Origin of the sequence: Phenylobacterium hankyongense (genome assembly GCF_003254505.1) — a bacterium.
Classification (GTDB): domain Bacteria; phylum Pseudomonadota; class Alphaproteobacteria; order Caulobacterales; family Caulobacteraceae; genus Phenylobacterium; species Phenylobacterium hankyongense.
Genome location: NZ_QFYP01000001.1, coordinates 1,610,932 through 1,633,603 on the forward strand (window position 1 = coordinate 1,610,932; position 22,672 = coordinate 1,633,603).

At 70.6% G+C, this 22,672-nt stretch carries 21 protein-coding genes; 11 read left to right on the forward strand and 10 right to left on the reverse strand.

Annotation, left to right across the window (positions count from 1 at the left end; all coding sequences use genetic code 11):
* Positions 1-24: 24 nt before the first annotated feature.
* Positions 25-2,019 carry a transglycosylase domain-containing protein gene (locus tag DJ021_RS07780; protein WP_111457002.1) on the reverse strand — a complete coding sequence of 665 codons (1,995 nt, stop codon included), beginning with the start codon at positions 2,017-2,019 and terminating at the stop codon, positions 25-27.
* A 286-nt stretch (positions 2,020-2,305) separates the two neighbouring features.
* Between DJ021_RS07780 and DJ021_RS07785 the strand changes: the two genes are divergently transcribed.
* The gene (locus DJ021_RS07785; RefSeq protein ID WP_111457003.1) at positions 2,306-2,650 is read left to right on the forward strand and encodes a DUF8200 family protein; all 345 of its coding nucleotides are present in this window, start codon (positions 2,306-2,308) and stop codon (positions 2,648-2,650) included.
* 80 nt (positions 2,651-2,730) lie between these two features.
* Here the strand turns inward: DJ021_RS07785 and DJ021_RS07790 are convergent, their stop codons facing one another.
* On the reverse strand, positions 2,731-4,629 hold the full coding sequence (locus DJ021_RS07790) for a type I secretion C-terminal target domain-containing protein (protein ID WP_111457004.1): 1,899 nt from the start codon (positions 4,627-4,629) through the stop codon (positions 2,731-2,733).
* 341 nt (positions 4,630-4,970) lie between these two features.
* On the opposite strand from DJ021_RS07790, the gene DJ021_RS07795 reads away from it, so the two are divergent.
* The 7 genes from DJ021_RS07795 (at position 4,971) to DJ021_RS07825 (ending at position 10,849) form a co-directional block, all read left to right on the forward strand.
* Positions 4,971-5,525 carry a F0F1 ATP synthase subunit delta gene (locus DJ021_RS07795; RefSeq protein WP_111457005.1) on the forward strand — a complete coding sequence of 185 codons (555 nt, stop codon included), beginning with the start codon at positions 4,971-4,973 and terminating at the stop codon, positions 5,523-5,525.
* Positions 5,526-5,529: 4 nt separating this feature from the next.
* On the forward strand, positions 5,530-7,062 hold the full coding sequence (gene atpA / locus DJ021_RS07800) for a F0F1 ATP synthase subunit alpha (protein WP_111457006.1): 1,533 nt from the start codon (positions 5,530-5,532) through the stop codon (positions 7,060-7,062).
* Positions 7,063-7,090: 28 nt separating this feature from the next.
* Entirely contained in the window at positions 7,091-7,963 is an 873-nt protein-coding gene (locus DJ021_RS07805) for a F0F1 ATP synthase subunit gamma (RefSeq protein ID WP_111457007.1), read from the forward strand.
* 21 nt (positions 7,964-7,984) lie between these two features.
* Positions 7,985-9,508, forward strand: a complete 1,524-nt coding sequence (gene atpD / locus DJ021_RS07810) for a F0F1 ATP synthase subunit beta (RefSeq protein WP_111457008.1) — start codon at positions 7,985-7,987, stop codon at positions 9,506-9,508.
* Positions 9,509-9,514: 6 nt separating this feature from the next.
* Entirely contained in the window at positions 9,515-9,778 is a 264-nt protein-coding gene (locus DJ021_RS07815; protein WP_111457009.1) for an ATP synthase F1 subunit epsilon, read from the forward strand.
* 88 nt (positions 9,779-9,866) lie between these two features.
* Positions 9,867-10,598: a hypothetical protein gene (locus tag DJ021_RS07820; protein WP_111457010.1), complete on the forward strand. Its 732-nt coding sequence runs from the start codon at positions 9,867-9,869 to the stop codon at positions 10,596-10,598.
* Positions 10,598-10,849, forward strand: coding sequence for a CBU_0592 family membrane protein (locus tag DJ021_RS07825; RefSeq protein WP_111457011.1), 252 nt, complete (start codon positions 10,598-10,600; stop codon positions 10,847-10,849). Before DJ021_RS07820 ends, DJ021_RS07825 begins: the two co-directional genes overlap by 1 nt.
* Here DJ021_RS07825 and DJ021_RS07830 read toward each other — a convergent pair.
* The 8 genes from DJ021_RS07830 to DJ021_RS07865 form a co-directional block, all read right to left on the reverse strand.
* Entirely contained in the window at positions 10,846-11,607 is a 762-nt protein-coding gene (locus tag DJ021_RS07830) for an alpha/beta fold hydrolase (RefSeq protein WP_111457012.1), read from the reverse strand. The genes DJ021_RS07825 and DJ021_RS07830 overlap by 4 nt on opposite strands.
* A 92-nt stretch (positions 11,608-11,699) precedes the next feature.
* Positions 11,700-12,200 (reverse strand): RNA pyrophosphohydrolase, encoded by a 501-nt coding sequence (locus tag DJ021_RS07835; protein WP_111457013.1) that lies wholly within the window; start codon positions 12,198-12,200, stop codon positions 11,700-11,702.
* Complete coding sequence (locus DJ021_RS07840) at positions 12,197-13,318, reverse strand: divergent polysaccharide deacetylase family protein (RefSeq protein WP_111457014.1); 1,122 nt, start codon at positions 13,316-13,318, stop codon at positions 12,197-12,199. Before DJ021_RS07840 ends, DJ021_RS07835 begins: the two co-directional genes overlap by 4 nt.
* A gap of 164 nt (positions 13,319-13,482) precedes the next feature.
* The gene (locus tag DJ021_RS07845; protein ID WP_111459021.1) at positions 13,483-14,874 is read right to left on the reverse strand and encodes a S41 family peptidase; all 1,392 of its coding nucleotides are present in this window, start codon (positions 14,872-14,874) and stop codon (positions 13,483-13,485) included.
* A 74-nt stretch (positions 14,875-14,948) separates the two neighbouring features.
* Positions 14,949-15,800 carry a murein hydrolase activator EnvC family protein gene (locus DJ021_RS07850; protein ID WP_243625928.1) on the reverse strand — a complete coding sequence of 284 codons (852 nt, stop codon included), beginning with the start codon at positions 15,798-15,800 and terminating at the stop codon, positions 14,949-14,951.
* Complete coding sequence (rlmH, locus tag DJ021_RS07855) at positions 15,800-16,264, reverse strand: 23S rRNA (pseudouridine(1915)-N(3))-methyltransferase RlmH (RefSeq protein ID WP_111457016.1); 465 nt, start codon at positions 16,262-16,264, stop codon at positions 15,800-15,802. The genes DJ021_RS07850 and rlmH overlap by 1 nt, the downstream gene beginning before the upstream one ends.
* A 2-nt stretch (positions 16,265-16,266) precedes the next feature.
* Positions 16,267-17,481, reverse strand: a complete 1,215-nt coding sequence (locus tag DJ021_RS07860) for a class I SAM-dependent methyltransferase (protein WP_111457017.1) — start codon at positions 17,479-17,481, stop codon at positions 16,267-16,269.
* Positions 17,478-19,697: an O-linked N-acetylglucosamine transferase, SPINDLY family protein gene (locus tag DJ021_RS07865; protein WP_111457018.1), complete on the reverse strand. Its 2,220-nt coding sequence runs from the start codon at positions 19,695-19,697 to the stop codon at positions 17,478-17,480. The genes DJ021_RS07860 and DJ021_RS07865 overlap by 4 nt, the downstream gene beginning before the upstream one ends.
* Positions 19,698-19,874: 177 nt before the next feature.
* Here DJ021_RS07865 and DJ021_RS07870 point away from each other — a divergent pair, with 177 nt between their 5' ends.
* From DJ021_RS07870 to DJ021_RS07880, 3 genes are all read left to right on the forward strand, one after another.
* Positions 19,875-21,176, forward strand: a complete 1,302-nt coding sequence (locus tag DJ021_RS07870; RefSeq protein WP_111457019.1) for a M20/M25/M40 family metallo-hydrolase — start codon at positions 19,875-19,877, stop codon at positions 21,174-21,176.
* A gap of 350 nt (positions 21,177-21,526) precedes the next feature.
* Positions 21,527-21,946 carry a PEGA domain-containing protein gene (locus DJ021_RS07875; protein WP_243625929.1) on the forward strand — a complete coding sequence of 140 codons (420 nt, stop codon included), beginning with the start codon at positions 21,527-21,529 and terminating at the stop codon, positions 21,944-21,946.
* Positions 21,933-22,547, forward strand: a complete 615-nt coding sequence (locus DJ021_RS07880) for a hypothetical protein (protein WP_111457020.1) — start codon at positions 21,933-21,935, stop codon at positions 22,545-22,547. The genes DJ021_RS07875 and DJ021_RS07880 overlap by 14 nt, the downstream gene beginning before the upstream one ends.
* The last annotated feature ends 125 nt before the right edge of the window (positions 22,548-22,672 follow it).

The following is a 22,672-nucleotide window of genomic DNA, read 5'->3' on the forward strand; positions in this document are numbered from 1 at the left end:
GCTGCGCAGGGGAGGAGCATTACCTCAGTACGGCGGCGTCTCGGCCGGGACGCGGTCCGGCTGCGGCTCGGGCGGGCCCTGCTCCGGCGGCCGCACAAGGCCGGCCGGCGCGCCGTTCAGCAGGTCGCCGATCAGGTCGGGGCTGGTTGGGGGCGGCGGGGCGACGTCGCCGCCGGGGATCGGCTGCACCTTCAGGCGGGGCAGGGCGGCGGTCATGTAGTCGTGCCAGATGCCGGCCGGCGCCGCGCCGCCGGTGACCTTGCGCATCGAGGTGTTGTCGTCCCGGCCGGTCCACACCGCGGTGACGAAGCCGCCGGTGTAGCCGATGAACCAGGCGTCGCGGTAGTCGCTGGTGGTGCCGGTCTTGCCCGCCAGATCGTAGGTCCCGACCTTGGCCCGCATGCCGGTCCCCGACTGGATCACCTGGCGCATCATCTGGATCATGTAGGACAGCGCCGGCTGGCCGATCACCGGCCGCCGCTCCGCCTGGCTGACCCCGTGGTCGTAGAGCACCCGGCCGCTGGCGGTGCGGATCCGCTCGATCGCATAGGCCTTGGCGAAGAAACCGCCGTTGGAGAACGGCGCATAGGCCTGGGCCATCTCCATCGGGCTGACCTCCACCGCGCCGAGCGCCATCGAGGGGTCGAGCTGGATCGGCGAGGTGATGCCGAGGCGCCGCGCGGTGGCGGCGACGTTGGCGGTGCCGACCTCGTTGGCCAGCCGCGCGGCGACGGTGTTGATGGATTCCTTCAGCGCCACCTGCAGGGTGATCGGCCCCAGGTACTTGCCGGTGTAGTTGCGCGGCTGCCACGTGCCGATGGTCACCGGCTCGTCGACCACCGGCGTTTCCGGCGTCCGGCCGGCCTCCATGGCGGTCAGGTAGACGAAGGGCTTGAAGGCCGAGCCGGCCTGGCGCCTGGCCATGGTGGCGCGGTCGAACTGGGTCTGCAGGTAGTTGGTGCCGCCGACGTAGGCGCGCACCCGGCCCTCGCCGTCGAGGGAGACCAGCGCCCCCTGCTGCACGCCCTGGGCCTTGGCCGCGGCGACGCCGCCCTGCACCGCCTGCTCGGCCGAGGCCTGCAGCGGCAGGTCGAGGGTGGTCTCCACCACCAGGTCCTCGGTGGGCTCGCCGACCAGCTGGCGGACCTGATCGTCCACCCAGTCGGTGAAGTACTGCGCCCGCTGGTTGGCCAGCACGGGGTTGACCCGCACCGGGGTCACGAAGGCCTCGGCGCGCTGCTCGGGGGTGATCGCATGGATGCGGACCATCTCGTCCAGCACCATGGTGGCGCGCCGGCTGGCGCGGTCGCTGGCCGCCACCGGCGAATAGCGCGAGGGGCCCTTCATCATCCCGGCCAGGATCGCCGCCTCGCCGAGCGTCAGTTGCGAGGCGGGCTTGTTGAAATAGCGCTGCGAGGCGGCCTCGATGCCGTAGGCGCCGGCCCCGAAGTAGACCCGGTTGAGGTAGAGCTCGAGGATCTGCTTCTTGGAGAACCGCGCCTCCAGCCAGACCGCCAGGATCAGCTCCTGCGCCTTGCGGCGATAGGTCTGGTTCGGGGTCAGGAACAGGTTGCGGGCCAGCTGCTGGGTGATCGTCGAGCCGCCGCGCAGCGGCCCCTGGCCGTGGTGGGTCAGGTTGTAGAGCTGGCTGCGGATGATGCCCCACGGGTTGAACCCGAAGTGCCAGTAGTACCAGCGGTCCTCGATGGCGATGAAGGCCTTGGGCACGTAGGGCGGCAGCTTGTCGAGGTCGACCGGCGGGGCGTACTGGCTGCCGCGCACCGCCACCAGCCCGCCGGAGCGGTCCAGGTAGGAGACCGACGGCTGCCGCTTGACGTCATAGAGCTTGGAGGTGTCGGGCAGGTCCACCGCGAACACCGCGAAGAAGGCCACCACGAAGATCAGCGCCCAGACGCCGAGCACCATGCCCCAGTACAGGATCGCCTGCAGCGGCGAGCGCGCGGCGCGGGGCGTGCGTGGATCGCGACCGCCCGGTCCTGAGGACTGCGCGTTGGCCATATGGTCGTCCTACGTGATAGCCCCGCCCGGCGGACCCTTACCACTGGCGCGGTACGCCCAACAACATTGACGGGCCGTGAATGGGGTGCGGCAACGAGGCTCTGCATCCGCGCATAGCGGTCGTGCGAAAATTGCGGTTGCGCCCGATCTTAACACTGTTATCTTAGCGTTGCTTAGTTCGCTTCGCGTCGACGGTGGGGATACCGGCGGCGATCCCACGAGGCGGGCCGGGCCGGTCCCTGAGTAGTCAAGTTCCGTTCACTCCCCGAAACGCTGGAGGGCTCACATGAAGCTCCAAACCCTTGCGGCCGCCTGCGCGGCCATCGTCACCCTCTCGGCCGGCTCCGCCGCCTTTGCGGGCGACACCGTCACCGCCAAGCTGCAGCAGCCGGTCGCCGAGAAGACCAAGTTCATCGCCGGCGGCGCGATGTTCGTCTGCGAAGCCGATGCGTGCCTGGCCCAGGCGCCGACCTCCCAGACCTTCTCCACCGCCGCCTGCAAGACCATCGCCGGCAAGGTCGGCCCGCTCGCCTCGTTCGGCGGCGATCGCAAGCAACTCGAGGCCGACCGCCTCGGCGACTGCAACAGCGTCGCGGCGGCGCGCCCCGGCAGCCAGCTCGCCAAGCAGTAGGACGTCTCTCCCAGGGCTCTGTTGTCGAGCACTGAAACTGCGGGGCGCCGGCGCGAAGCCGGCGCCCCTTCTTTTTGCGCCTAGTGGAACAGCCAGTCGCCCGCGCCGACCTGGCTCGGCGCCACATGATCCAGGGTGGTGATCAGGAACGGCCATTGGCTTCCGGAGGGCCCGTCGACGTCGACGTAGACCTGGGTGTCGCCGGCCCCGTCGCTGCGGAACTCCAGCACGTGGTCGCCGACCGGGTCGGTCCCGGCATAGCCCGCCGCCTGGAACAGCGCCCGGAGGTCGAGCTTGTCGACGCCCGGCGTGAAGTCGGTCACGTGGCCGGCGTTCCACGGCAGCTGGCCGAACACGAAGCTGTCGGCCCCGCCGCCGCCGGTCAGCCGGTCCGGGCCCTGGCCGGCGTTCAGGGTGTCGGCGCCCGCGCCGCCGGTCAGCGTGTCCGCATACTTCGATGACGTCAGGGTCTGGCCCGGGGACCCGCCGCCGCCGGCGGGCGGCGGGGCGCCGGCGGCCGGAGCGCCGCCTGCCAACTGCGCCCAGGTCAGGCCGGTCGGCGAGACGTGGTCGAGGTCGGTGATCCTGAACTGGATGGTGTTGCCGGGCGCCGGGCCGTCGGTGTCGTAGTAGACCTCCGTCCCGTCGGCGCCGTCGGACTGCAGGCTGACATAGCCGTCGGCCATCGGGTTCGATCCCGTGTAGCCGCTGGCCTGGAACAGCGCCGTGAGGTCCAGGCGGTCGGCGCCCAGCGTGAAGTCGGTGCTGTGGCCGGCGTTCCACGGCAGGTCCTTGAAGGTGAAGACGTCGGCGCCGCCGTGGCCGGTCAGCGCGTCGGGCCCCTGGCCGGCCACCAGGGTGTCGTCCCCGGCGCCGCCCACCAGGCTGTCGGCGTACTGGTGGGAGGTCAGCAGCTGTCCGCCGCCGGTGGGGGCCGGATCGCCGCTGGTCACCGTCAGGCTGAAGGCCGCCGAGGTCGCGCCGACGTTGCCCGAGGTGTCGATGTTGCGGGCGGTCAGTGCGTACGTCCCCGGCGCCAGGGCCGAGGTGGTGATGGTCGCCGGGCCGGCCTGGGCGTAGGCCGAGCCCACCAGCGTCCCGTTGGCGAACAGCTGCACCGTGCCCTGGATGGTGCTGGACGGCGGGTAGGGGTTGTGGCCCGGCGAGCCGGGGCCGGCCGGCGGCTGCTCGAGGTCGAAGGTCACGGTGACCGTCGGCGTGGTGTCGTCGGTCGAGCCGCCGCTCGCCACGTCGCCGGTCGCGGCGCCGGCGTCGTCGTGCACGGCGGTGATCTGCGGCGCGACCGGCGCGACCGTGTCGACGCGCACGCCCCGGACATTCGACGCGCCCACGAAGGCGCCGTCGGCGTGGGTCAGCTGCGACTGGAACTGGTACCAGCCGTCCGAAAGCGTCGGCGTCAGGTCGACGTAGCCGTTCTGCACCTCCGCCGCGGTCACCGTGTGGGTGAGCTGCACCTGCGTCGGCTGGTTGCTGAACAGCTTCAGCTGGTCGCCGGCGGCGGCGTTGGTCCCGGTCAGGGAGACCTCCAGCACCGGCGTGGAATCGTTGATCATCCGCGGGGTGGCGGCGTCGGGGCCGGAGAACGGCCCGTCGGGCTGCACGTCGTCGATCACCTTGACGAGCAGCGGCGCGGCGTCCGGCGTCAGGTCGATGGTCACCGCGAACGGGTTCGAGGCGGCGGTCGCGGAGTCCGCCTCGAAGGTGTAGCTCGCCTCCGCCAGGGCCGGGGGCCGGAAAATCACCGAGCTCGTGTTGGAGCCGACCGTCAGGGTCTGCAGCGCCTGGCGCGCGCCGTTTTGGCCCACACTATAGAGAGTGAGGTTCGTGCCCGCCGCGGCGTCGCTGCCGGTCAGCTGGACGACGACGCCCGGCGTGCTGTCGCCGATGGTCTGGCCGTTGGCGACGCCGCTCGCGCCATCCGGCGCATCGTCCAGGATCTGCGTAATCGAAAGTGACATGAAGCCCCGCGCAAAAAGCGCGCGGCTCGCCGCGCGCAGTGTCCCGCGGGGACAACCTACCGATGCGGGGTCATGTTCCCGCGGCGGTCAAAAACAATCGTTCCGTGTTGTTGCGCGGCGCCGGACCGCCTCGCGTCGCCGCCGGCGCCGCAGAAGCGGGCGCCCGTCCGGCCCCTTTGGTTGCGGCGCCAAAGATCGCGTGCTATCAGGCGCGCGGCTTTGGGCCAGGGGTCTTCCAGGCCTTTCGGACCGATGTGCTTTTTCCAAGCGCTTTCAAGCCTTTAAGGCTGCCGCGGAGTCCCTCCGCAGCGGCTTTCGACACGCACCGGGCGGACAATCAAGTGGCGGACGATTCCCAGGCTTCGAATGTGGGCGGCAGGTATGCCCAGGCCCTGTTCGATCTCGCGACAGACCAGAAGCAGACGGCGGCCGTCGAGGCCGACCTGAAGTCGCTGAAGGCCGCCCTGGCCGACAGCCGCGACCTGCGCGTCCTGATCGCCTCGCCGGCCTTCGCGGCCGAAGACAAGGGCAGGGGCCTGGCGGCGATCGCCGACAAGGCGAAGTTCAATCCGACCACCAAGAAGTTCCTCGGCCTGCTTGCGGCCAACGGCCGCGTGGCGGCCCTGCCGGCGGTGATCACCGCCTACGAGCGCCTGTCCGCCGACGCCCGCGGCGCGGTGTCCGCCCAGGTCACCACGGCGCTGCCCTTGACCGCCGCCCAGTCCAAGGGCGTCGCCCAGGCCCTGCGCCAGGCGCTCGGCAAGGACCCTGAAATCGAGACCCGCGTCGACCCCGCCATCCTCGGCGGGATCAAGGTGCGGGTCGGCTCCCGTCTGTTCGACGCTTCGCTCCGTTCGAAGCTCGATTCCCTGAAGTTCGCCCTGAAGAGAGCGTAAGACCATGGATATCCGCGCCGCCGAGATTTCGGCCATCCTCAAGTCGCAGATCGCCAACTTCGGCGAGGAAGCCGACGTCTCCGACGTCGGTCAGGTCCTCTCCGTCGGCGACGGCATCGCCCGCGTGTTCGGCCTCGACAACGTCCAGGCCGGCGAAATGGTCGAGTTCCCCAAGGCCGGGGTGAAGGGCATGGCCCTGAACCTCGAGCGCGACAACGTCGGCGTCGTGATCTTCGGCCAGGACCAGACCATCTCGGAAGGCGACGAAGTCCGCCGCCTGGGCGAGATCGTCGACGTGCCGGTCGGCAAGGGCCTCCTGGGCCGCGTCGTCAACCCGCTGGGCGAGCCGATCGACGGCAAGGGCCCGCTGGTCGGCATCACCGAGCGCCGCCGCGTGGACGTCAAGGCGCCGGGCATCATCCCGCGCAAGTCGGTGCACGAGCCGGTGCAGACCGGCCTCAAGGCCATCGACACCCTGATCCCGATCGGCCGCGGCCAGCGCGAGCTGATCATCGGCGACCGCCAGACCGGCAAGACCGCCGTGGCGATCGACACCATCCTGAACCAGAAGCAGATCAACGCCGGGACCGACGAGAGCGCCAAGCTCTATTGCATCTACGTCGCCATCGGCCAGAAGCGCTCCACCGTCGCCCAGATCGTCAAGACGCTCGAGGAGCGCGGCGCGCTGGACTACACCATCGTGGTCTCCGCGACCGCGTCGGAGCCGGCCCCGCTGCAGTTCCTGGCGCCGTTCGCCGGCTGCGCCATGGGCGAGTTCTTCCGCGACAACGGCATGCACGCCGTCATCATCTATGACGACCTGTCCAAGCAGGCCGTGGCCTACCGCCAGATGTCGCTGCTGCTGCGCCGCCCGCCGGGCCGCGAAGCCTATCCGGGCGACGTCTTCTACCTGCACTCCCGCCTGCTGGAGCGCGCGGCCAAGCTGAACGAGGACAACGGCTCCGGTTCGCTGACCGCCCTGCCGCTCATCGAGACCCAGGCCAACGACGTGTCGGCCTACATCCCGACCAACGTGATCTCGATCACCGACGGCCAGATCTTCCTGGAGACGGACCTGTTCTTCCAGGGCATCCGTCCGGCCGTGAACGTCGGCATCAGCGTCAGCCGCGTGGGCTCCTCGGCCCAGATCAAGGCCATGAAGACCGCCTCCGGGCCGATCAAGGGCGAGCTCGCCCAGTACCGGGAAATGGCCGCCTTCGCGAAGTTCGGCTCCGACCTCGACGCCGCCACCCAGCGCATGCTGGCGCGCGGCGAGCGCCTGACCGAGCTGCTGAAGCAACCGCAATACTCGCCGCTGTCGGTCGAGGAGCAGGTGGCGGTGATCTACGCCGGCACCCGCGGCTACCTCGACCGCGTGCCGACCGCCCAGGTCGGCCGCTTCGAGCGCGACCTGCTCGCCCACCTGCACAGCAAGCACCAGGCCCTGCTCGACAAGATCCGCGTCGAGAAGGATCTCAAGAACGTCGAGACCGACCTGAAGTCCGTGCTCGCCGCCTTCGCCGAAACCTTCGCTTAAGATCGTCGCAGGGAGCGAGTAGCCGGCGATGGCCAGCGTCAAGGAAATGCGCAATCGGATCTCCAGCGTGAAAGCCACGCAGAAGATCACGAAGGCGATGCAGATGGTGGCGGCGGCCAAGCTGCGCCGCGCCCAGAGCGCCGCCCAGAACGCGCGGCCGTACGCCGAGCGCATGGCGGCGGTGATCGCCAACCTGGCGGCCGGCGTCTCCGGCGACGGCGCGCCGCGGCTGCTGGTCGGAACCGGCTCCGACCGCCGTCACCTGGTGGTGGTCGCCACCTCCGACCGCGGCCTGGCCGGCGGCTTCAACTCCTCCATCGTGCGCGCCGCGCGCGAGCGGATCTCCCAGCTCCTCAACGAGGGCAAGGAGGTCAAGATCCTGACCGTCGGCCGCAAGGCCCGCGACCAGATCCGCCGCTTCTACGGCAGCCATGCGGTGGGCGCGATCGAGGCGGGCGGCAGCCCGTCGCTGGCCGTGGCCGAAGAAGTCGCCGCCAAGATCCGCGAACTGTTCGACGCCGGCGAAGTCGACGTCGTCACCCTGTTCTTCAGCCAGTTCAAGTCGGTGGTCACCCAGATCCCGACCGGCCGCCAGCTGATCCCGGTCGAGGTCTCCACCGGCGGCGCGACCATCGACCTGAAGGGCGCCTCCTACGAGTACGAGCCCGACGAGGAGACGATCCTCGAGGCGCTGCTGCCGCGCAACCTCACCACCCAGGTGTTCTCCGCCATGCTGGAGAACCAGGCCGGCTTCTTCGCCGCCCAGATGACGGCGATGGACAACGCCACCCGCAACGCCGGCGACATGATCGCCAGCCTCACCCTGCAGATGAACCGTGCACGCCAGGCGCAGATCACCAAGGAGCTGATCGAAATCATCTCCGGCGCCGAAGCGATCTAGACCTTACCGAAAGAGCCGAACATGTCCGAAGCCGACACCAAGAAGCCCGCCGCGAAGAAGCCAGCCGCCCCGAAGAAGACCTCGGCCGCGGCTCCGGCGACCGTGAAGGCCGTCGCCACCGGCCGCCTGGTGCAGATCATCGGCGCCGTCGTCGACGTCGAGTTCGACGGCCACCTGCCGGCGATCCTCAGCGCCCTGGAAACCACCAACACCGACCAGCGCACCGGCGAGCCCTTCCGCCTGGTGCTGGAAGTCGCCCAGCACCTGGGCGAGAACACCGTGCGCGCCATCGCCATGGACACCACCGAGGGCCTGACCCGCGGCCAGCCGGTGGTCGACACCGGCCGCTCGATCACCGTGCCGGTCGGCCCGGCCACGCTCGGCCGGATCATGAACGTCATCGGCGACCCGATCGACGAAGCCGGCCCGATCAACTCGCCGTTCAGCGCGTCGATCCACCGCGAGGCCCCGTCGTTCGCCGAGCAGTCGACCTCGGCCGAAGTGCTGGTCACCGGCATCAAGGTGATCGACCTGCTCTGCCCCTACACCAAGGGCGGCAAGATCGGCCTGTTCGGCGGCGCCGGCGTCGGCAAGACCGTGACCATGCAGGAGCTGATCAACAACATCGCCAAGGCCTACGGCGGCTACTCCGTGCTGGCCGGCGTCGGCGAGCGCACGCGTGAGGGCAACGATCTCTACCACGAGATGATCGAGTCCAACGTCAACGTGGCCGGCGGCGGCGAGGGCTCCAAGTGCGCCCTGGTCTACGGCCAGATGAACGAGCCTCCGGGCGCCCGCGCCCGCGTCGCCCTGACCGGCCTGGCCCAGGCCGAGTACTTCCGCGACGAAGAGGGCAAGGACGTGCTGCTCTTCATCGACAACATCTTCCGCTTCACCCAGGCGGGCTCCGAAGTGTCGGCGCTCCTGGGCCGCATCCCCTCGGCGGTGGGCTATCAGCCGACGCTGGCCACCGAGATGGGCAACCTGCAGGAGCGGATCACCTCCACCTCCAAGGGCTCGATCACCTCGGTGCAGGCGATCTACGTCCCCGCCGACGACCTCACCGACCCGGCCCCGGCCGCCTCCTTCGCCCACCTGGACGCCACCACGGTGCTGTCGCGCGACATCGCCTCGCAGGGCATCTTCCCGGCCGTCGACCCGCTCGACTCCACCTCGCGGATCATGGACCCGCTGGTGATCGGCGAGGAGCACTACCAGGTCGCCCGCCGCGTGCAGGAGACCCTGCAGGCCTACAAGGCGCTGAAGGACATCATCGCCATCCTCGGGATGGACGAGCTCTCGGAAGAGGACAAGCTGACGGTCGCCCGCGCCCGCAAGATCAGCCGCTTCCTGTCGCAGCCGTTCCACGTGGCCGAGCAGTTCACCAACACGCCCGGCGTGCTGGTCAGCCTCGAAGACACCATCCGCTCCTTCAAGGCGCTGGTGGACGGCGAGTACGACCACCTGCCGGAGCCGGCCTTCTTCAACGTCGGCACCATCGAGGACGCGGTCCGCAAGGCCGAACAACTGGCGTCGGAAGCCTAAGGGACCATGGCCGAGAAGCTCCACTTCTCCCTGGTCTCGCCCGAGCGCGAACTGTTCGCCGGGCCGGTCGATCAGGTCGACGCGCCGGGCTCCGAAGGCGACTTCGGGGTCCTGGCCGGTCACGCGCCGTTCATGACGGCCCTGAAAGAAGGTCAGGTGCGGGTGTACGACGAGGGCCGGGTCATCGTCTTCGACGTCCGCGGCGGGTTCGCCGACGTGACGCCGGAGGGACTGACGGTGCTCGCCGAGCATGCCGTCGAGGCCGCCTAGGCCTCGCCATTAGCACGGCGCCGAGAGGCCTTGCTTCCGGCGCGGTGGTCAAGTTTGATACTGGGCTGAAAAGTCAGGGGAACCGTCCATGCGCACCGCCTTCGCCAGTTTGATCCTCGCCGCGGGCCTCGCCGGCGCCGCGCAGGCCCAGGCGCCCGCGACCACCACGCCGGCGCCGTCGACGCCGACCCCGGCCGCTGCGCCGCCGTCCGGCCCCGCGCCGACCACCTCCTCGCAGCCGCTGCCGCCGCTCTCGCCGGTCCCGCAGGCGGCCCCCGCCTCGCCGGCCGGCGCCGCCCCGCAAGGCGCGCCGGCGGCTGCCGCCGCGCCGCCGCCGGTCCTGCCCACCTCGGGCGACGGCGCGGTGGTGCTCTCGGTGCTGGAGAAGGTCTGCGTGCCGATCGTGCGCGGCCAGAAGCTCGAAGACGTCGCCAAGGCCAACGGCATGAAGCTGAACCGCCGCGACGGCAGCTGGACCATGGGTCTCGGCGGCGACAAGAACTACACGGTCAGCATCTTCCCGCAGGGCTCCAACAAGGACGTCTGCCAGGGTGAGGTCCACTTCGCCGTCGGCCAGGACAAGCCGATCGTCGGCGCCATCAACACCTGGGCCTTCCTGCACCAGCCGGAGCTGATCCTGCAGGCCAACTACGTCAACGTCGACCCGGACGGCATCAAGCGCGTGCGCAAGTCCTGGGAGCACCTGGAATCGAACGCTTCGATCGCGGTGAACTTCTCGACGCTGAGCAAGCCTGACGGCAGCTCGCTGAACGGCCGCTTCGACACCGGCACGCTGTTCTACCAGGAACGCAAGTTCTGATGAGGCTGACGGACGCCGCCGGCCTCGTCGGCGTCCTCGCCATCCTCCTCGCCTACGCCGCCGCCACGCTCGGGCGGCTGGACCCCAAGCGGCCGCTGTCGCTGTTCGCCAATTTCGCGGGCGCCGGCCTGATCCTGCTGTCGCTGGCGCACGACTTCAATCTCTCGGCGGTGGCCATGGAAGGCTCGTGGGCGCTGGTCTCGCTGGCCGGCCTGCTGCGCATCGGCTGGAGCCGGCTGCGCGGCCGCTAGGCCGCGGCGCGCGCCTCATCGCTCAGCCAGCGCAGGACGCTGTCGGCGATGTCTTCCCAGCCCGGCTCCCCCGGCAGCCAGTGGCTCATCTGCGGCATCACCTCGAACGTCGCCCCGATCCGCTCGGCGGTCTGGCGCACCGTGGCCGGCGGATGCACCACGTCCAGTTCGCCGGCGATGGCCAGGGCGGGCGCGGCCAGCCGGCCGGGCCCGACGCTGGTGGTCATGAACGGGTCGAGCCACCAGTTCAGCGCCTCACGCACGGCGCGCCCGCTCTCCGGCTTCAGGCGGCGGATCACCGCCTCGCGCTCGGCCGCCGGCATGCGGTCCAGGCTGTAGCTCCGCATCAGCCCGGCGTCGGGCTCCACGGCGCCCGACGAGAAGGGGCTCATCATCTGGATCCCCAGGGCGGTGATGCCCTCCTCCAGGCTGGAGCCGGCGACGCCCCAGGGCGGCGTGGGCGCCAGCAGCACCAGGGCCTGCAGCTTGGCCCGCCGCGCGGCCATCTGGGCCACCAGCCCGCCCATGGAGTGGCCGACCAGGATCGGCGCCCCGGGCAGGCTTTCGCACAGCGCCGCGACGTCGGCGGCGTAGTCGGCCATCGAGACCCCGATCACCCGGTCCGGGCCGTCGGCGGCGGCGTGGCCGCGCAGGTCCGGCGTATGGACGGCGAAGCCCGCGGCTTCGAACGGCGTGCGCAGGCGCTCGAAAGCCCAGCCGCCGCAAAAGGCGCCGTGCACCATGACGATGCTGGTCATATCCCCTCGCTTCCGATGTGCGGCGCGGGCCTTCTGGATTGCGGGCCCGTCAGCGTCATCCTACCCCAAAACCCGCGAGCGGCCGCCAGGTTTCACGCCGCTGTTGCGCCGCGACTTCGCAGCGCAGCAAATTGCGCGAAGGCCTGGACCACGATCTCGTAGGCTGCCCGCTTGAAGGGCACGATCAGCTCCGGCGCCTCGTCCAGATAGGCCCAGCGCCAGGCGTCGAACTCCGGCTCGCCGTGCGCCAGCAGGTCGAACTCGGCTTCCTGGCCGTCGAAGCGGAAGGCGAACCACACCTGCTTCTGCCCGCGCCAGCCGCGCGCGGCCTTGGGTCCGCCGTGGTTCTTCGGGAAGTCGTAGGCGACCCAGTCGTCTGTGCGGCCGAGGTAGCTGACGGACCGGGCGCCGGTCTCCTCGGCGAGCTCGCGGCGCGCGGCGTCCTGCAGGTCCTCGCCGGCGTCGACGCCGCCTTGCGGGAACTGCCAGTTGTAGGGGCCGGGCGTCGCCGCCCGCCGCCCGAGCCACACGCGGCCGTCCGGATGCAACAGCACGACGCCGACGTTGGGCCGGTACTTGGAGAGATCTTTCATCGCTTCTGCGCCAGCGCCGAGGCCGGCGCCAGCTGGTAACCCCGTTGTTCCACGCTACCTGCCCAACGCGCGACCTTCTCCAGGGTTACCGGATAGGCGAAGCCGGCGCCCAGCGCCTGGCCGCGCTGCAGGGCCCCGGCCTCCAGGGCGAGCAGCTGCTGGTCGATGGCCTGCTGGCTCAGCTGGTCGTCGATCACCCGCTCGGCGGAGGCCCGTGGGATGCCGCCGCCGATCCGCCGGCTGGCCGAGCCGTCGTCGATGAAGCCCAGGCCGCGGCCGCGCACCGAGCCGATGAAGGTGGCGTAGGCGTGGTCGTCGGCCAGGAACCGCGACCCGAGGTAGTTGGTCAGCCCGAAATAGCCGGTGGCCCGCGACAGGATCCACTCCAGCTTGTTGGTGGTGTCCGGGGCCTGGGCGTCGGCCATCAGCGTATAGGGGCCGGGATCGTTGTCCGGATAGTCGACCGGCTCCATCGGGGTCTCCAGCAGCACCTCGTGGCCGTGCGCGCGGGCCATGTCGATCCACCCCTGCAGGCCCTCGGCGTAGGGCACGAAGGACAGGGTGATCTGGCCGGGCAGGGTCTCGATGGCGGCCTGGGTGGCGCGGGCGTTGAGGCCCAGGCCGCCGATCACCAGGGCGATCTTCGGCCGGCCGTTGCCGGCGAAGGGGCGGGCGTAGGCCTCGAACGGCGTGCGGCCGTTCTGGGCGATGATCGGCAACGGCCCGCCGGGGCCCGGGGCGAAGAAGCCGGCGATCGGCGCCGCCGCCAGGGGGCCGCCGATGACCACGGGCGCGGCCTGCTGGCCGGCGTTCCAGGCGCCCGCCGCCATCGGCGCCAGCGGCCGCTCGGAAAGCCGCACGATGTCCTCGGTGACCGACACCCCGTGCGCCGCGCTCAGCGCCTCGCGCCAGCCCTGCGGCGCGTGGGCGAACACCGGCGCGAGGCCGATGCGCACCGGCCGCGGCTTGCCGCCCGGCCCGACCAGCTGCGCCACCACCGCCAGGGCGACGACGAACAGCACGGCCGCAGCGCCGGGTCGCAGGTAACGGCTGGCGAGCAGCCCCTTCAGGCCCGCGAGGTTCAGCCGCGGCGCGCTCAATCGAGGAATCGCAATCATGGCCAAGGTAGGAAGGCTCCTTCGTCAGGAAGGTCCGCCGATATGGTTAATGAAGGGCTTCCTTCCGCCGCCTGACCGCCGCGCCGCGCGCTCCCGCCGCAGGGCGCGCAAACGAAAAGGGCGGCTCCTGCGAGCCGCCCCGATCGCATGTTCCGGCCGCAGGCCTACTTGGTGATCTGCGGCGGCTTGACCTCGGCCACCTTGGCCTTGGAGCCGATCACCTCGGCGAGCCGCGCCGTGGGCTTCGGCAGCTTCGGCGTGGCCGCGACGGAGCCGTAGTGCAGCACGTCCTCGGCGCGGGCCAACTGGAAGTCCTTCTTGGCGTCGAAGGCCTCCGGCGGGGCTTCCGCCGGCTGGTGGGCCCCCTTGCGGACCTTGCCCTCGTCGGCGTTCAGGGCGTTCTTGAACGAGGCTTCCGAGAACTGGAAGGCGCGGTTGGCGATCGACTGCGCCTCGTCCTTGGTGGAGGCCACTTCCAGGTCCGGCTCGATGCCGGTCTTCTGGATCGAGCGGCCGGACGGCGTGTAGTAGCGCGCCGTGGTCAGCTTCAGCGCCCCGTCCATGCCGCCGCGCAGCGGGATCACGGTCTGCACCGAGCCCTTGCCGAAGCTGGTCAGGCCGACGATCTCGGCGCGCTTGCGGTCCTGCAGGGCGCCGGCGACGATCTCGGCGGCCGAGGCGGTGCCGGAATTGATCAGCACCACCATCGGCATGCCGTTGGTGATGTCGCCCGGGCGGGCGTTGTAGCGCTCGACGTCGCGCGGATCGCGGCCGCGCTGGGAGACGATCTCGCCGTTGTTGAGGAACAGGTCGGAGACCCCGACCGCCTGGTCGAGCAGGCCGCCCGGATTGTTGCGCAGGTCGAGGACCAGGCCCTTCATCTTCGGGTTCTTGGCCTTCAGCGAGGCAAAGGCCTCCTCGGCCTCGTCGGTGGTCTTCTCGTTGAAGCCGGAGAGCCGCAGCACGCCGTAGTCGCCTTCCATCTTGGCGGTGGCGGACTTGGGCTTGATCACCTCGCGGACCAGCTTGACGTCGAACGGGTCGGACTTCTCGCGCGCGATGGTCAGCGTCACCGTCTCGCCGGGCTTGCCGCGCATCTGCTTGACCGCGTCGTTGACCGACAGGCCGAGCACGCTGTCGCCGTTGACCGCGGTGATGAAGTCGCCGGCCTTCACGCCGGCGTTGGCGGCCGGGGTGCCGTCCATCGGCGAGATCACCTTGACCACGCCATCCTCGCTGGTGACCTCCAGGCCGAGGCCGCCGTACTCGCCGCGCGTCTGGTCGCGCATGTCGTCGAAGCTTTCGGGGTCGAGGTAGCCGGAGTGCGGATCGAGCGAGGTGAGCATGCCGTCGAGCGCGGCGTGGATCAGCTTGGTGTCGTCGACCGGCGTGACGTACTGGCGCTCGACGGTGTCGAGCACGTCGCCGAACAGGCCGAGCATCCGATAGGTCTTGGCCCGCGGCTCGGCCGCGGCCATGGCGTGCTGGCTCACGTAGGCCATGGACCCTGCGCCGAGCACGAAGGCCGAAACGCCGATCAGAAGGTACTTCTTCATCATCGCCTGCCGTAGGCTCCCTTGCGACCATCCGGCCGCTTATGAAACAGGCCCCCGGGGCGCCTTCGTGGCGCTCAGCCCGTTTGGTTTCTTATCCAACGCGCAGGATCGACTGGCGAGCCCTGCTCACGGATCTCTAGATAGAGTTCAGATGGCGATTGTCGACCATCCGGCATCCATCCGACAGGCTGTCCCGGCGCGACGGATTGTCCGACCGTCACGGTGGGGCGTTCGAGGCCAGCAAGCACGAGATGGTAGCCGCCTGCCAGCCTTAATATCAAGATGACCCCCCAGCCCTTCACGGGGCCCACATACTGGACGAGACCGGCGCCGGGGCTGGCCACGCGAGAGGCGCGGGCCGGGGTCCATGTCAAGCCGTTGGACCGTCCGCCGCCGCCGAGCGCATCGCCGAAGCGGCGGGTCAACGGACCGGATACGGGGGCGATGAGGCCGGCCGGGGCGGCCAGCTTCGCATCGGATAGGGCCGGGGCCGGCGTCGGCCCCCGCAGCAGCGGCGAGGCGGCCCCCGGCTCGGGGGCGGCGTCGGCCTGCTCGCTCTCGGCGGTGAACAGCGCCTCGCTCTCCACCGCCGCCAGGCGGCGCTGGCGCATCATCTCGCCGGCCTCGCGGGCGTAGACCTGGGCGCGGCGCTGCAGTTCCGGCGTCATCGCCTTGACCAGGATGGCGGCGCGCACCGCGTCCTTGGCGTCGCGCGGCGAGACCAGCAGGGCGGGCGGCGGATCGCGCCGCAGCTGTTCCAGCACCGACAGCAGCCGCGCCAGCTGGCTCATGTTGCGGGCCTGGCCGGCGGAGAGCTCGGTCTCCTCCAGGTTCAGCCGCGCCAGCCGCTCGCCGGTGGCGGCGATCGCGACGGCGCCCAGGGCGGTCGCCGCCATCGCCGCGCTGAAGAGAACCGCTGTGCGCATCAGTCCCTATGGTAGGGCGAACCGGCCAGAATTGAGACCGCCCGATAGACCTGTTCGGCCAGCATGGCGCGGGCCAGCGCATGCGGCCAGGTCTGCGGCCCGAAGGCCAGCTTGCCGTTCGCCGCCGCCAGCAGGGCGGGATCGAGCCCGTCCGCCCCGCCGATCACAAATGCGAGACGCCGCGCCCCGCGGTCGCGGATCAGGGCGATCTCCTCGGCGAACGCCCGCGAGGGCCGCGCCGTCCCGTGCTCGTCGCAGGCGATGACGTGGGCGCCCTCCAGGTGCGGCCGCAAGGCCTCGGCCTCGGCGGCCTTGCCGGGCTTGCGGCTCTCGACCTCCACCACCTCCACCGGCCCGAGCCCCAGCGCGCGCCCGGCCGCCGTCGCCCGCTCGGCATAGAGCTTCACCAGCTCGGTCTCTGGCGAGCGGCCGAGCTTGCCGATGGCGAGCAGGGTGATCTTCATGCCTAGCGGTAGGGGTGCGGGTCTCGTTCGAAGTCGATCAGCCGCCCCTCATGCTCGATGAGGATCCGTTCCGCCGCGATCCCGGCCGCCCGCATCTCCCTGACGATGTCGGCGGCCCGCCACTGGGTGGGGATGATCAGCACCTTCACCGGCCGGGTCTTCAGGACGTCGCGGAACTGGATCTGCTGGCCGGCGCCGGGCACGTGGGTGCCGACCTTGCCGGGGTCGGAATCCACCACCAGCGGGAAGCGCGCGGCGTCGACCCCGAACTGATGCATGAAGGCCGCGCCCTTGCCGGTGCCGCCCCAGATCGCGGTCAGCTCGCCGCTGGCGGCCAGGGCGTCGAGTTGGCGGGCGATCTCGCGACGGCTCGCGTCGCTCCGCCGCCGGAACGCCTGCGCCTCGGCGGCGCGGGCCTGGGCGGCGGCCGGCACGCCCAGCCGGACCAGGGCATAGACCACCTCGCCGTCGTAGCCGTGGGCCAGCTCGAAGACGTCGCCGGACCGCTCCATCAGGGTGCGGAAGCTGTCGGTGGTGAAGTGGGAGACGTGTTCGTAGAAGAAGTCCGCCAGCCGGTCGGTGGCGAACACCCGGTCGATGCAGGGGCTTTCCGCGAACAGCCACACCGGCTTGTCCACCTGCGACGCGCCCCAGGCCAGCTTCTCGAGCAGGGCGGCCGGGTCGGTGAGGTGCTCCAGCACGTGGCGGATCACCACCGCGTCGGGCGCGAAGCGCGGGGTGTCGGCCAGCGGATCGAACAGCCGGGCATGGAACTCGAAGCCCTGGCCGGTCTCCGGGTGGGTGCTGGGATCGAAGCCGAGGATGCGGCCCTCGCCGCCGCAGGCCCCCGCCAGGGCGCGCAGGAAATGCCCCTCGCCGCAGCCGATCTCCACCAGCACCGGATTGGCCGGCATCCGGCGGACCAGCAGCTCGCAGCTCTCCGCCAGGTGGCCCTTCCAGATCGTCCCGTTGTTGAACATCCGGTTCGGCGCGTCGCGGTAGGGCACGGCGTCGTAGCGGAAGCTGTGGTTCCAGACGTGGGTGCAGCGCGGGCACTGGACGAAGTCGTGCGGATGCCGCGCCATGCCTTGGGCTTCGGTCGCCGACGCCGGCCAGCCCAGCGTCGCCAGCGGCTGGGCCCCGCCGTCGAAGAAGGGCGCGGCGACCGTATGGGCGCAGACCGGGCAGGTCGCCTCGACGAAGCCGGCCTGGCTCATGCCGCCGCCGGGTCGGCGCGCCAGCCGCTGGCCAGCCGCTCGCCGCGGCCGGCCGCGGCCACCGCCGCTGAGAGGAAGGTCTCGAAGTCCCGCACCGCCTTCAGGTCGTTGAACAGCTCCGCCTGGGCCGCGCTGCGCAGCGCCGTCCGCAGTCGCGCCCGCCGCGCCGGGTCCCGGCCCAGCGCCAGGGCCAGCGGCGCATAGTCCTCCAGCCGCTCGGCGACCGGCGCGTCCGCGATCCCCATCTGCCGGTAGGCCCCGGCGACGATGCGGCCGCGGGCGAAGCGGCCCGGCCAGGTGACGATCGGCGTGCCATGCAGCATCGGCTCGAACAGGGTGTTGCCGCTCCCGAAGTGGATCGGATCCAGCAGCACGTCGATCAGCCCGAGGTGGGCGACGAAGCGCCCGGTCGGCATGCGCGGCAGGAACCGGACCCGCTCCAGCAGCGCCGGATGATGCGCGCGCCAGCGGGTCTTGAGCAGCTCGGTCCAGTGCGGCTTGGCCGGATCGAGCAGCACGATGTGCCCGTCGGGATCGCCCTGCGCGATGTCCGCCAGCACCTGGTCGAACGCCGGGTGGATCTTGAAGAACGACTGCGGGCAGCCATAGAGGACGCCGCTCGCCGGCAGGCCCAGGTCCGCCCGCGACAGCGACGCATCGCCGAGGCTCGGCGCCGGGTAGCAGGTCGGCAGCCGGCCAAGCAGCGCGAGGCGTTCGACATAGGCGGCAGGGCCGTCGTCCGGCTCCAGCGAGGCGGCCGAGACGAAATAGTCCATGGTGTCGACGCCGGTGGTGTTCGGGTGGCCCCAGCTGGTGGCCTGCACCGGCGCCAGCCGCGAGTGGGCGAGATAGTAGGCCTCGCCGGACATGCCGATGTCCGCGAAGAACGCCACGTCCGGCGCCAGCGCTTCCAGCTGCCGGCGCTGCTCCTCCAGCGATTCGCCCAGCGTGATCGAGACGTCGGCGGCGCGGTCGAGCAGCGCGCGGAAGCCGTCCTGCTTGCTGTGGAACAGGTGGACCAGCGCGACCTCGAACCGGCTGCGGTCGAGGTTCTCGATGAAACCCCGGTTCAACTTGCCGACCACGTGGTCGTGGAAGAATTCCGAGATGAAGGCGACCTTGATCCGGCCGGTCGGCGGGCTCCAGCCGCGCAGACGTGGCGACTGGTAGTCGAGCCCGGGGTTCTTCCGGCGCAGGACCGCGCTGGTCTGCTCCAGCAGCGCCCGGTCGTCGAGCCCGTGGTACGACAGCGGAAACCAAGGAAGATTGTTCGGCTCGGTGTCGAAGGCGTAGGTCGCCGGGCTGGAGCCGAACCGCGTCAGATCCGCCTGGTAGGCCGATCGCTCCTGTAGGATCTGCTCCCACGACATCGGGAAGGTGCTCACCATCAGGTGCGCCTGCATGGCCGCCGACAGCGTGCCGTCGATCCGCGCCGCCGCCAGGTAGCAGGCCTTGGCCTCGGCGATCCGGTCGTGGCTCTTCAGCAGGTTGCCGAGGTTGCGCAGGGCGCCGGGATTTTCCGGATCGAGCGCCAGCGCCTGGCGGAACGCCGCCTCGGCCTCCGCATCGCGTTCCAGCTTGCGCACTGCGACGCCGAGGTTGGTTAGCGCCTCCACCTGGCGGGGGTCGAGCACCAGCGCCTGGCGCAGCACGATTTCGGCGTCGGCCGCGCGGCCCTTCTGCAGCATCAGGGCGGCGCCCAGGTCGGCGTGCAGCCGGGCCTCGGCCGGCGCCGTCTCCAGCGCCCGCCGCAGCCGGGCCTCGGCCGCCGCGTAATGGCCCTCGGCGATCAGGCTCAGCCCCCAGGCGTGGTTCAGCCGCAGCGCCAGCGCCGCGACCCTCGGGCTGCCCCCGCTCCCGTCCTGGGACTGCCCATCCCGCGTTTGGCGGTCGGTGAGCAGGTCCTCGGCCTGCTTGAACTGGCCGGCCTCCACCAGCGCCAGCCCATAGGTGACCCAGTTCTCCGTCCCGGCGCCGCGGCCGGCGGCGATCGCCAGGTGCGACAGCGCCTCGGCTACCCGCTTGCGCTGCAGGCACAGGGCGCCGAGGTTGTGCCGCGCCCGCACGTGGCCGGGATCGGCCGCCAGCGCCTCGCCGTAGAGCCGCTCGGCCTCGTCGAGCCGCTGCGCGCGGTGCGCCTCCAGCGCCTGGTCAAAGGACGCCTGCCCGGCGTCCGCGCGGGACGGCGTCGAGGAGGGGGCGGGACCTTCGGACATCAAACGCCTCTAGCAGGGCGCGGCTGGAAGTTCGAGCCTCGCGGCGAGGTTTCTTGCCGTGATCGTAGGCATACGACCCGGCGGACCTCATCGCGCTTGACGCCTTGTCGCTGAGTCGAAGTAAGCTTCACCTTAGCCGCCGTCGGGGCGCGGCGGGACTGTTCTCAAAGGATCGATATGAAGCTTCAGATTTCGGCCTTGGCGCTTGTCGCCGCCTTGGCGTCGACCTCCGCCGCCAGCGCGGCCGACGCGCCGTCGGCGGCTCACCTGGCGGCCATGAAGAAGCTGGTCGCCAGCGGCCAGTACAAGACCGCCGTGGCCAAGCTCACCTCCGACTACGACCGGATCGTCGCCGACCTGGTCACCCTCACCGAGATCCCCGCGCCGCCGTTCAAGGAGCAGACCCGCGCCAAGGCCTACATGGAGATGCTGAAGGCCCACGGGCTTTCCGACGTGGAAATGGACGCCGAGGGCAATGTGATGGGCCTGCGACGCGGCACGGGTCCGGCCGGCGGCCCGCTGCTGGTAGTCACCGCCCACCTCGACACCGTGTTTCCGGAAGGCACCGACGTGAAGGTCCGCCGCGAGGGCGCCAAGCTGAGCGCCCCGGGCATCGGCGACGACACCGCCAGCCTGGCCGTCGACCTCGGCCTGATCCGGGCGATGGACGCCGCCAAGATCAAGACCAAGGGCGACATCCTGTTCATGGGCAATGTCGGCGAGGAGGGCCCGGGCGACCTGCGCGGCGTCCGCTACCTGTTCTCCAAGGGCAAGTACAAGGACCGCATCAAGTACTTCATCTCCTTCGAGCCGGGCCGCGAGCGGATCACCAACGCCGGCGTCGGCTCCAAGCGCTACCACGTGACCTTCAAGGGCCCCGGCGGCCACAGCTACGGCGCCTTCGGCCTGGTCAGCCCGGCCTACGCCATGGGCGACGCCATGGCCCAGTTCGGCAAGATCCAGGTCCCCGCCAAGCCGAAGACCACCTACACCGTCGGTCTGGTCGACGGCGGCACCTCGGTGAACTCGATCCCGTTCGCCATGTCGATGACCGTCGACATGCGCTCGGAGGGCAAGGCCGAGCTGAAGACCGAGGAGGACCAGTTCCTGGCCATCCTGCCCAAGGCCGCCGACGCCGAGAACGCCACGCGCTCCACCGCCAACGGCAAGATCACCGTCGACAACAAGCTGATCGGCGACCGCCCGGTCGGCGCGACGCCCATGGACGCCGAGATCGTGCAGGTCGCGGCCGCGGCGGTGGCGGCCGGCGGCGGCAAGCCCAGCTTCGGCGCCAGCTCCACCGACTCCAACATCCCCATGAGCCTCGGCGTCCAGGCCGTCACCCTCGGCGCCGGCTTCGAGGCCGAACGGGCCCACGCCCCCGACGAGTACCTGACCTTGGACAAGCCCAGCGACCTGCAGCACATGGCCATCGGCCTCGCCACCGTGCTGGCGCTGGCCGGCGCCGAGGTCCGCTAGCCCGACGCAGGTGACAGAGCCTCCCCCGGCGCGAAGCGCGGGCTGGGGGAGATTTGTTCTCTTTTGTTCGGCACCGGCCGGTCCGCGCTAGGCTGCGCCGCATGGCCTTCCCCGCGAAGAAGTACGGCGCCATCCCCCGCCAGACCCTGAACGCCGCTCCAATTCCTCCCCCAGCGCGTAGCGCGATGTGGGGGAGGTGTCAGCGAAGCTGACGGAGGGGGTCCTCCGGGGCCGGCCCCGACCGGAGCATCACAGCCCAGAAGCGTCGCCTGTCCATTGACAACCTGCCGTTGCGCAGTTCCTCTGTCCGCGGGCTGATCAAAAAACAAACTACCCTGGGGAGGGAAATCTTGAACACCGTCAACCGGATCGCGCGTGCGGTCCTCTGCGGCGCTGTGCTCGCGTCCACCGCCGCCTGCGCCACCGTCACCCGTGGCTCCAACGACACCTGGACCGTGCAGACCGAACCGTCGGGCGCCGCCGTCCGCACCACCAACCAGTTCGCCTGCGACTCCACGCCCTGCACCTTCAAGATGCAGCGCAAGGCGGAGTTCGACGTCACCATCACCAAGCCCGGCTACAAGACCTGGCAGGGCCACGTGACCCACCACGTCGCCGGGGCCGGCGGCGCGGGCATGGCCGGCAACGTGATCCTTGGCGGCATCATCGGCGCCGGCGTCGATGTCGCCACCGGGGCGATGTACGACCTCGTGCCCAATCCGCTGTCGGTGAAGCTCGAGACGGAGGGCAAGGCCAATGGCGCCCCGTAGCACCGCCGCCCTCGTCGCCCTGGCGCTCGCGGGCCTGGGCGCCACCGCCTGCACCACCACCAGCCAGGTCCACCCGGAATACGTCTCGGCCGGCCTGTCCGCGCCGGTCGTGCAGGGCAAGGCGGTGATCGTCATGGACGCCGCCGCCCGGAACGGGACCGTCACCGCCCACCCGACCTCGCTCACCGGCGCGGCGACCTCGATCACCGAGCCCATGGGCCCGATCATCGCGGCCACCGGCCAGAAGGTGTTCGGGGCGGGGTTCTCCGGCGGAGCCCAGGTGGCCGACCAGCCGCAGCCGGACGCCTACGCCGTCGCGCTGCGGTCGGACTCCTTCAGCTTCAAGTACGACCAACTGAGCAACCTCGGGTTCGCGATCACCCCAAAGGTCTCGGTGGGCGTCACCGCCGACGTGGCGGCGCCGGGCGGCAAGCCCCTGCTGCACAAGTCCTACACCCGCACCGACATCACCACCGGCGCCTACGCGGCGAGCCTCAACCCGCCGGAGAAGATCAACCAAGCCCTCCACATGGCGCTCGGCGAGATCTGGCGCGAAGTGCTGGATGACATCAAAGCGGCGGCGGCAAAGGGCGCGCCCTAACCCCCGCCCGCTCCGCTCATCCCCGCGAAAGCGGGGACCCAGGCTTTTTCAATCCAGCGGTCAAACGCCTCTGAAAACCGGCATTCCTCAGGAATGCTGAAGGTCCTTAAGCCCATGGTCAGATG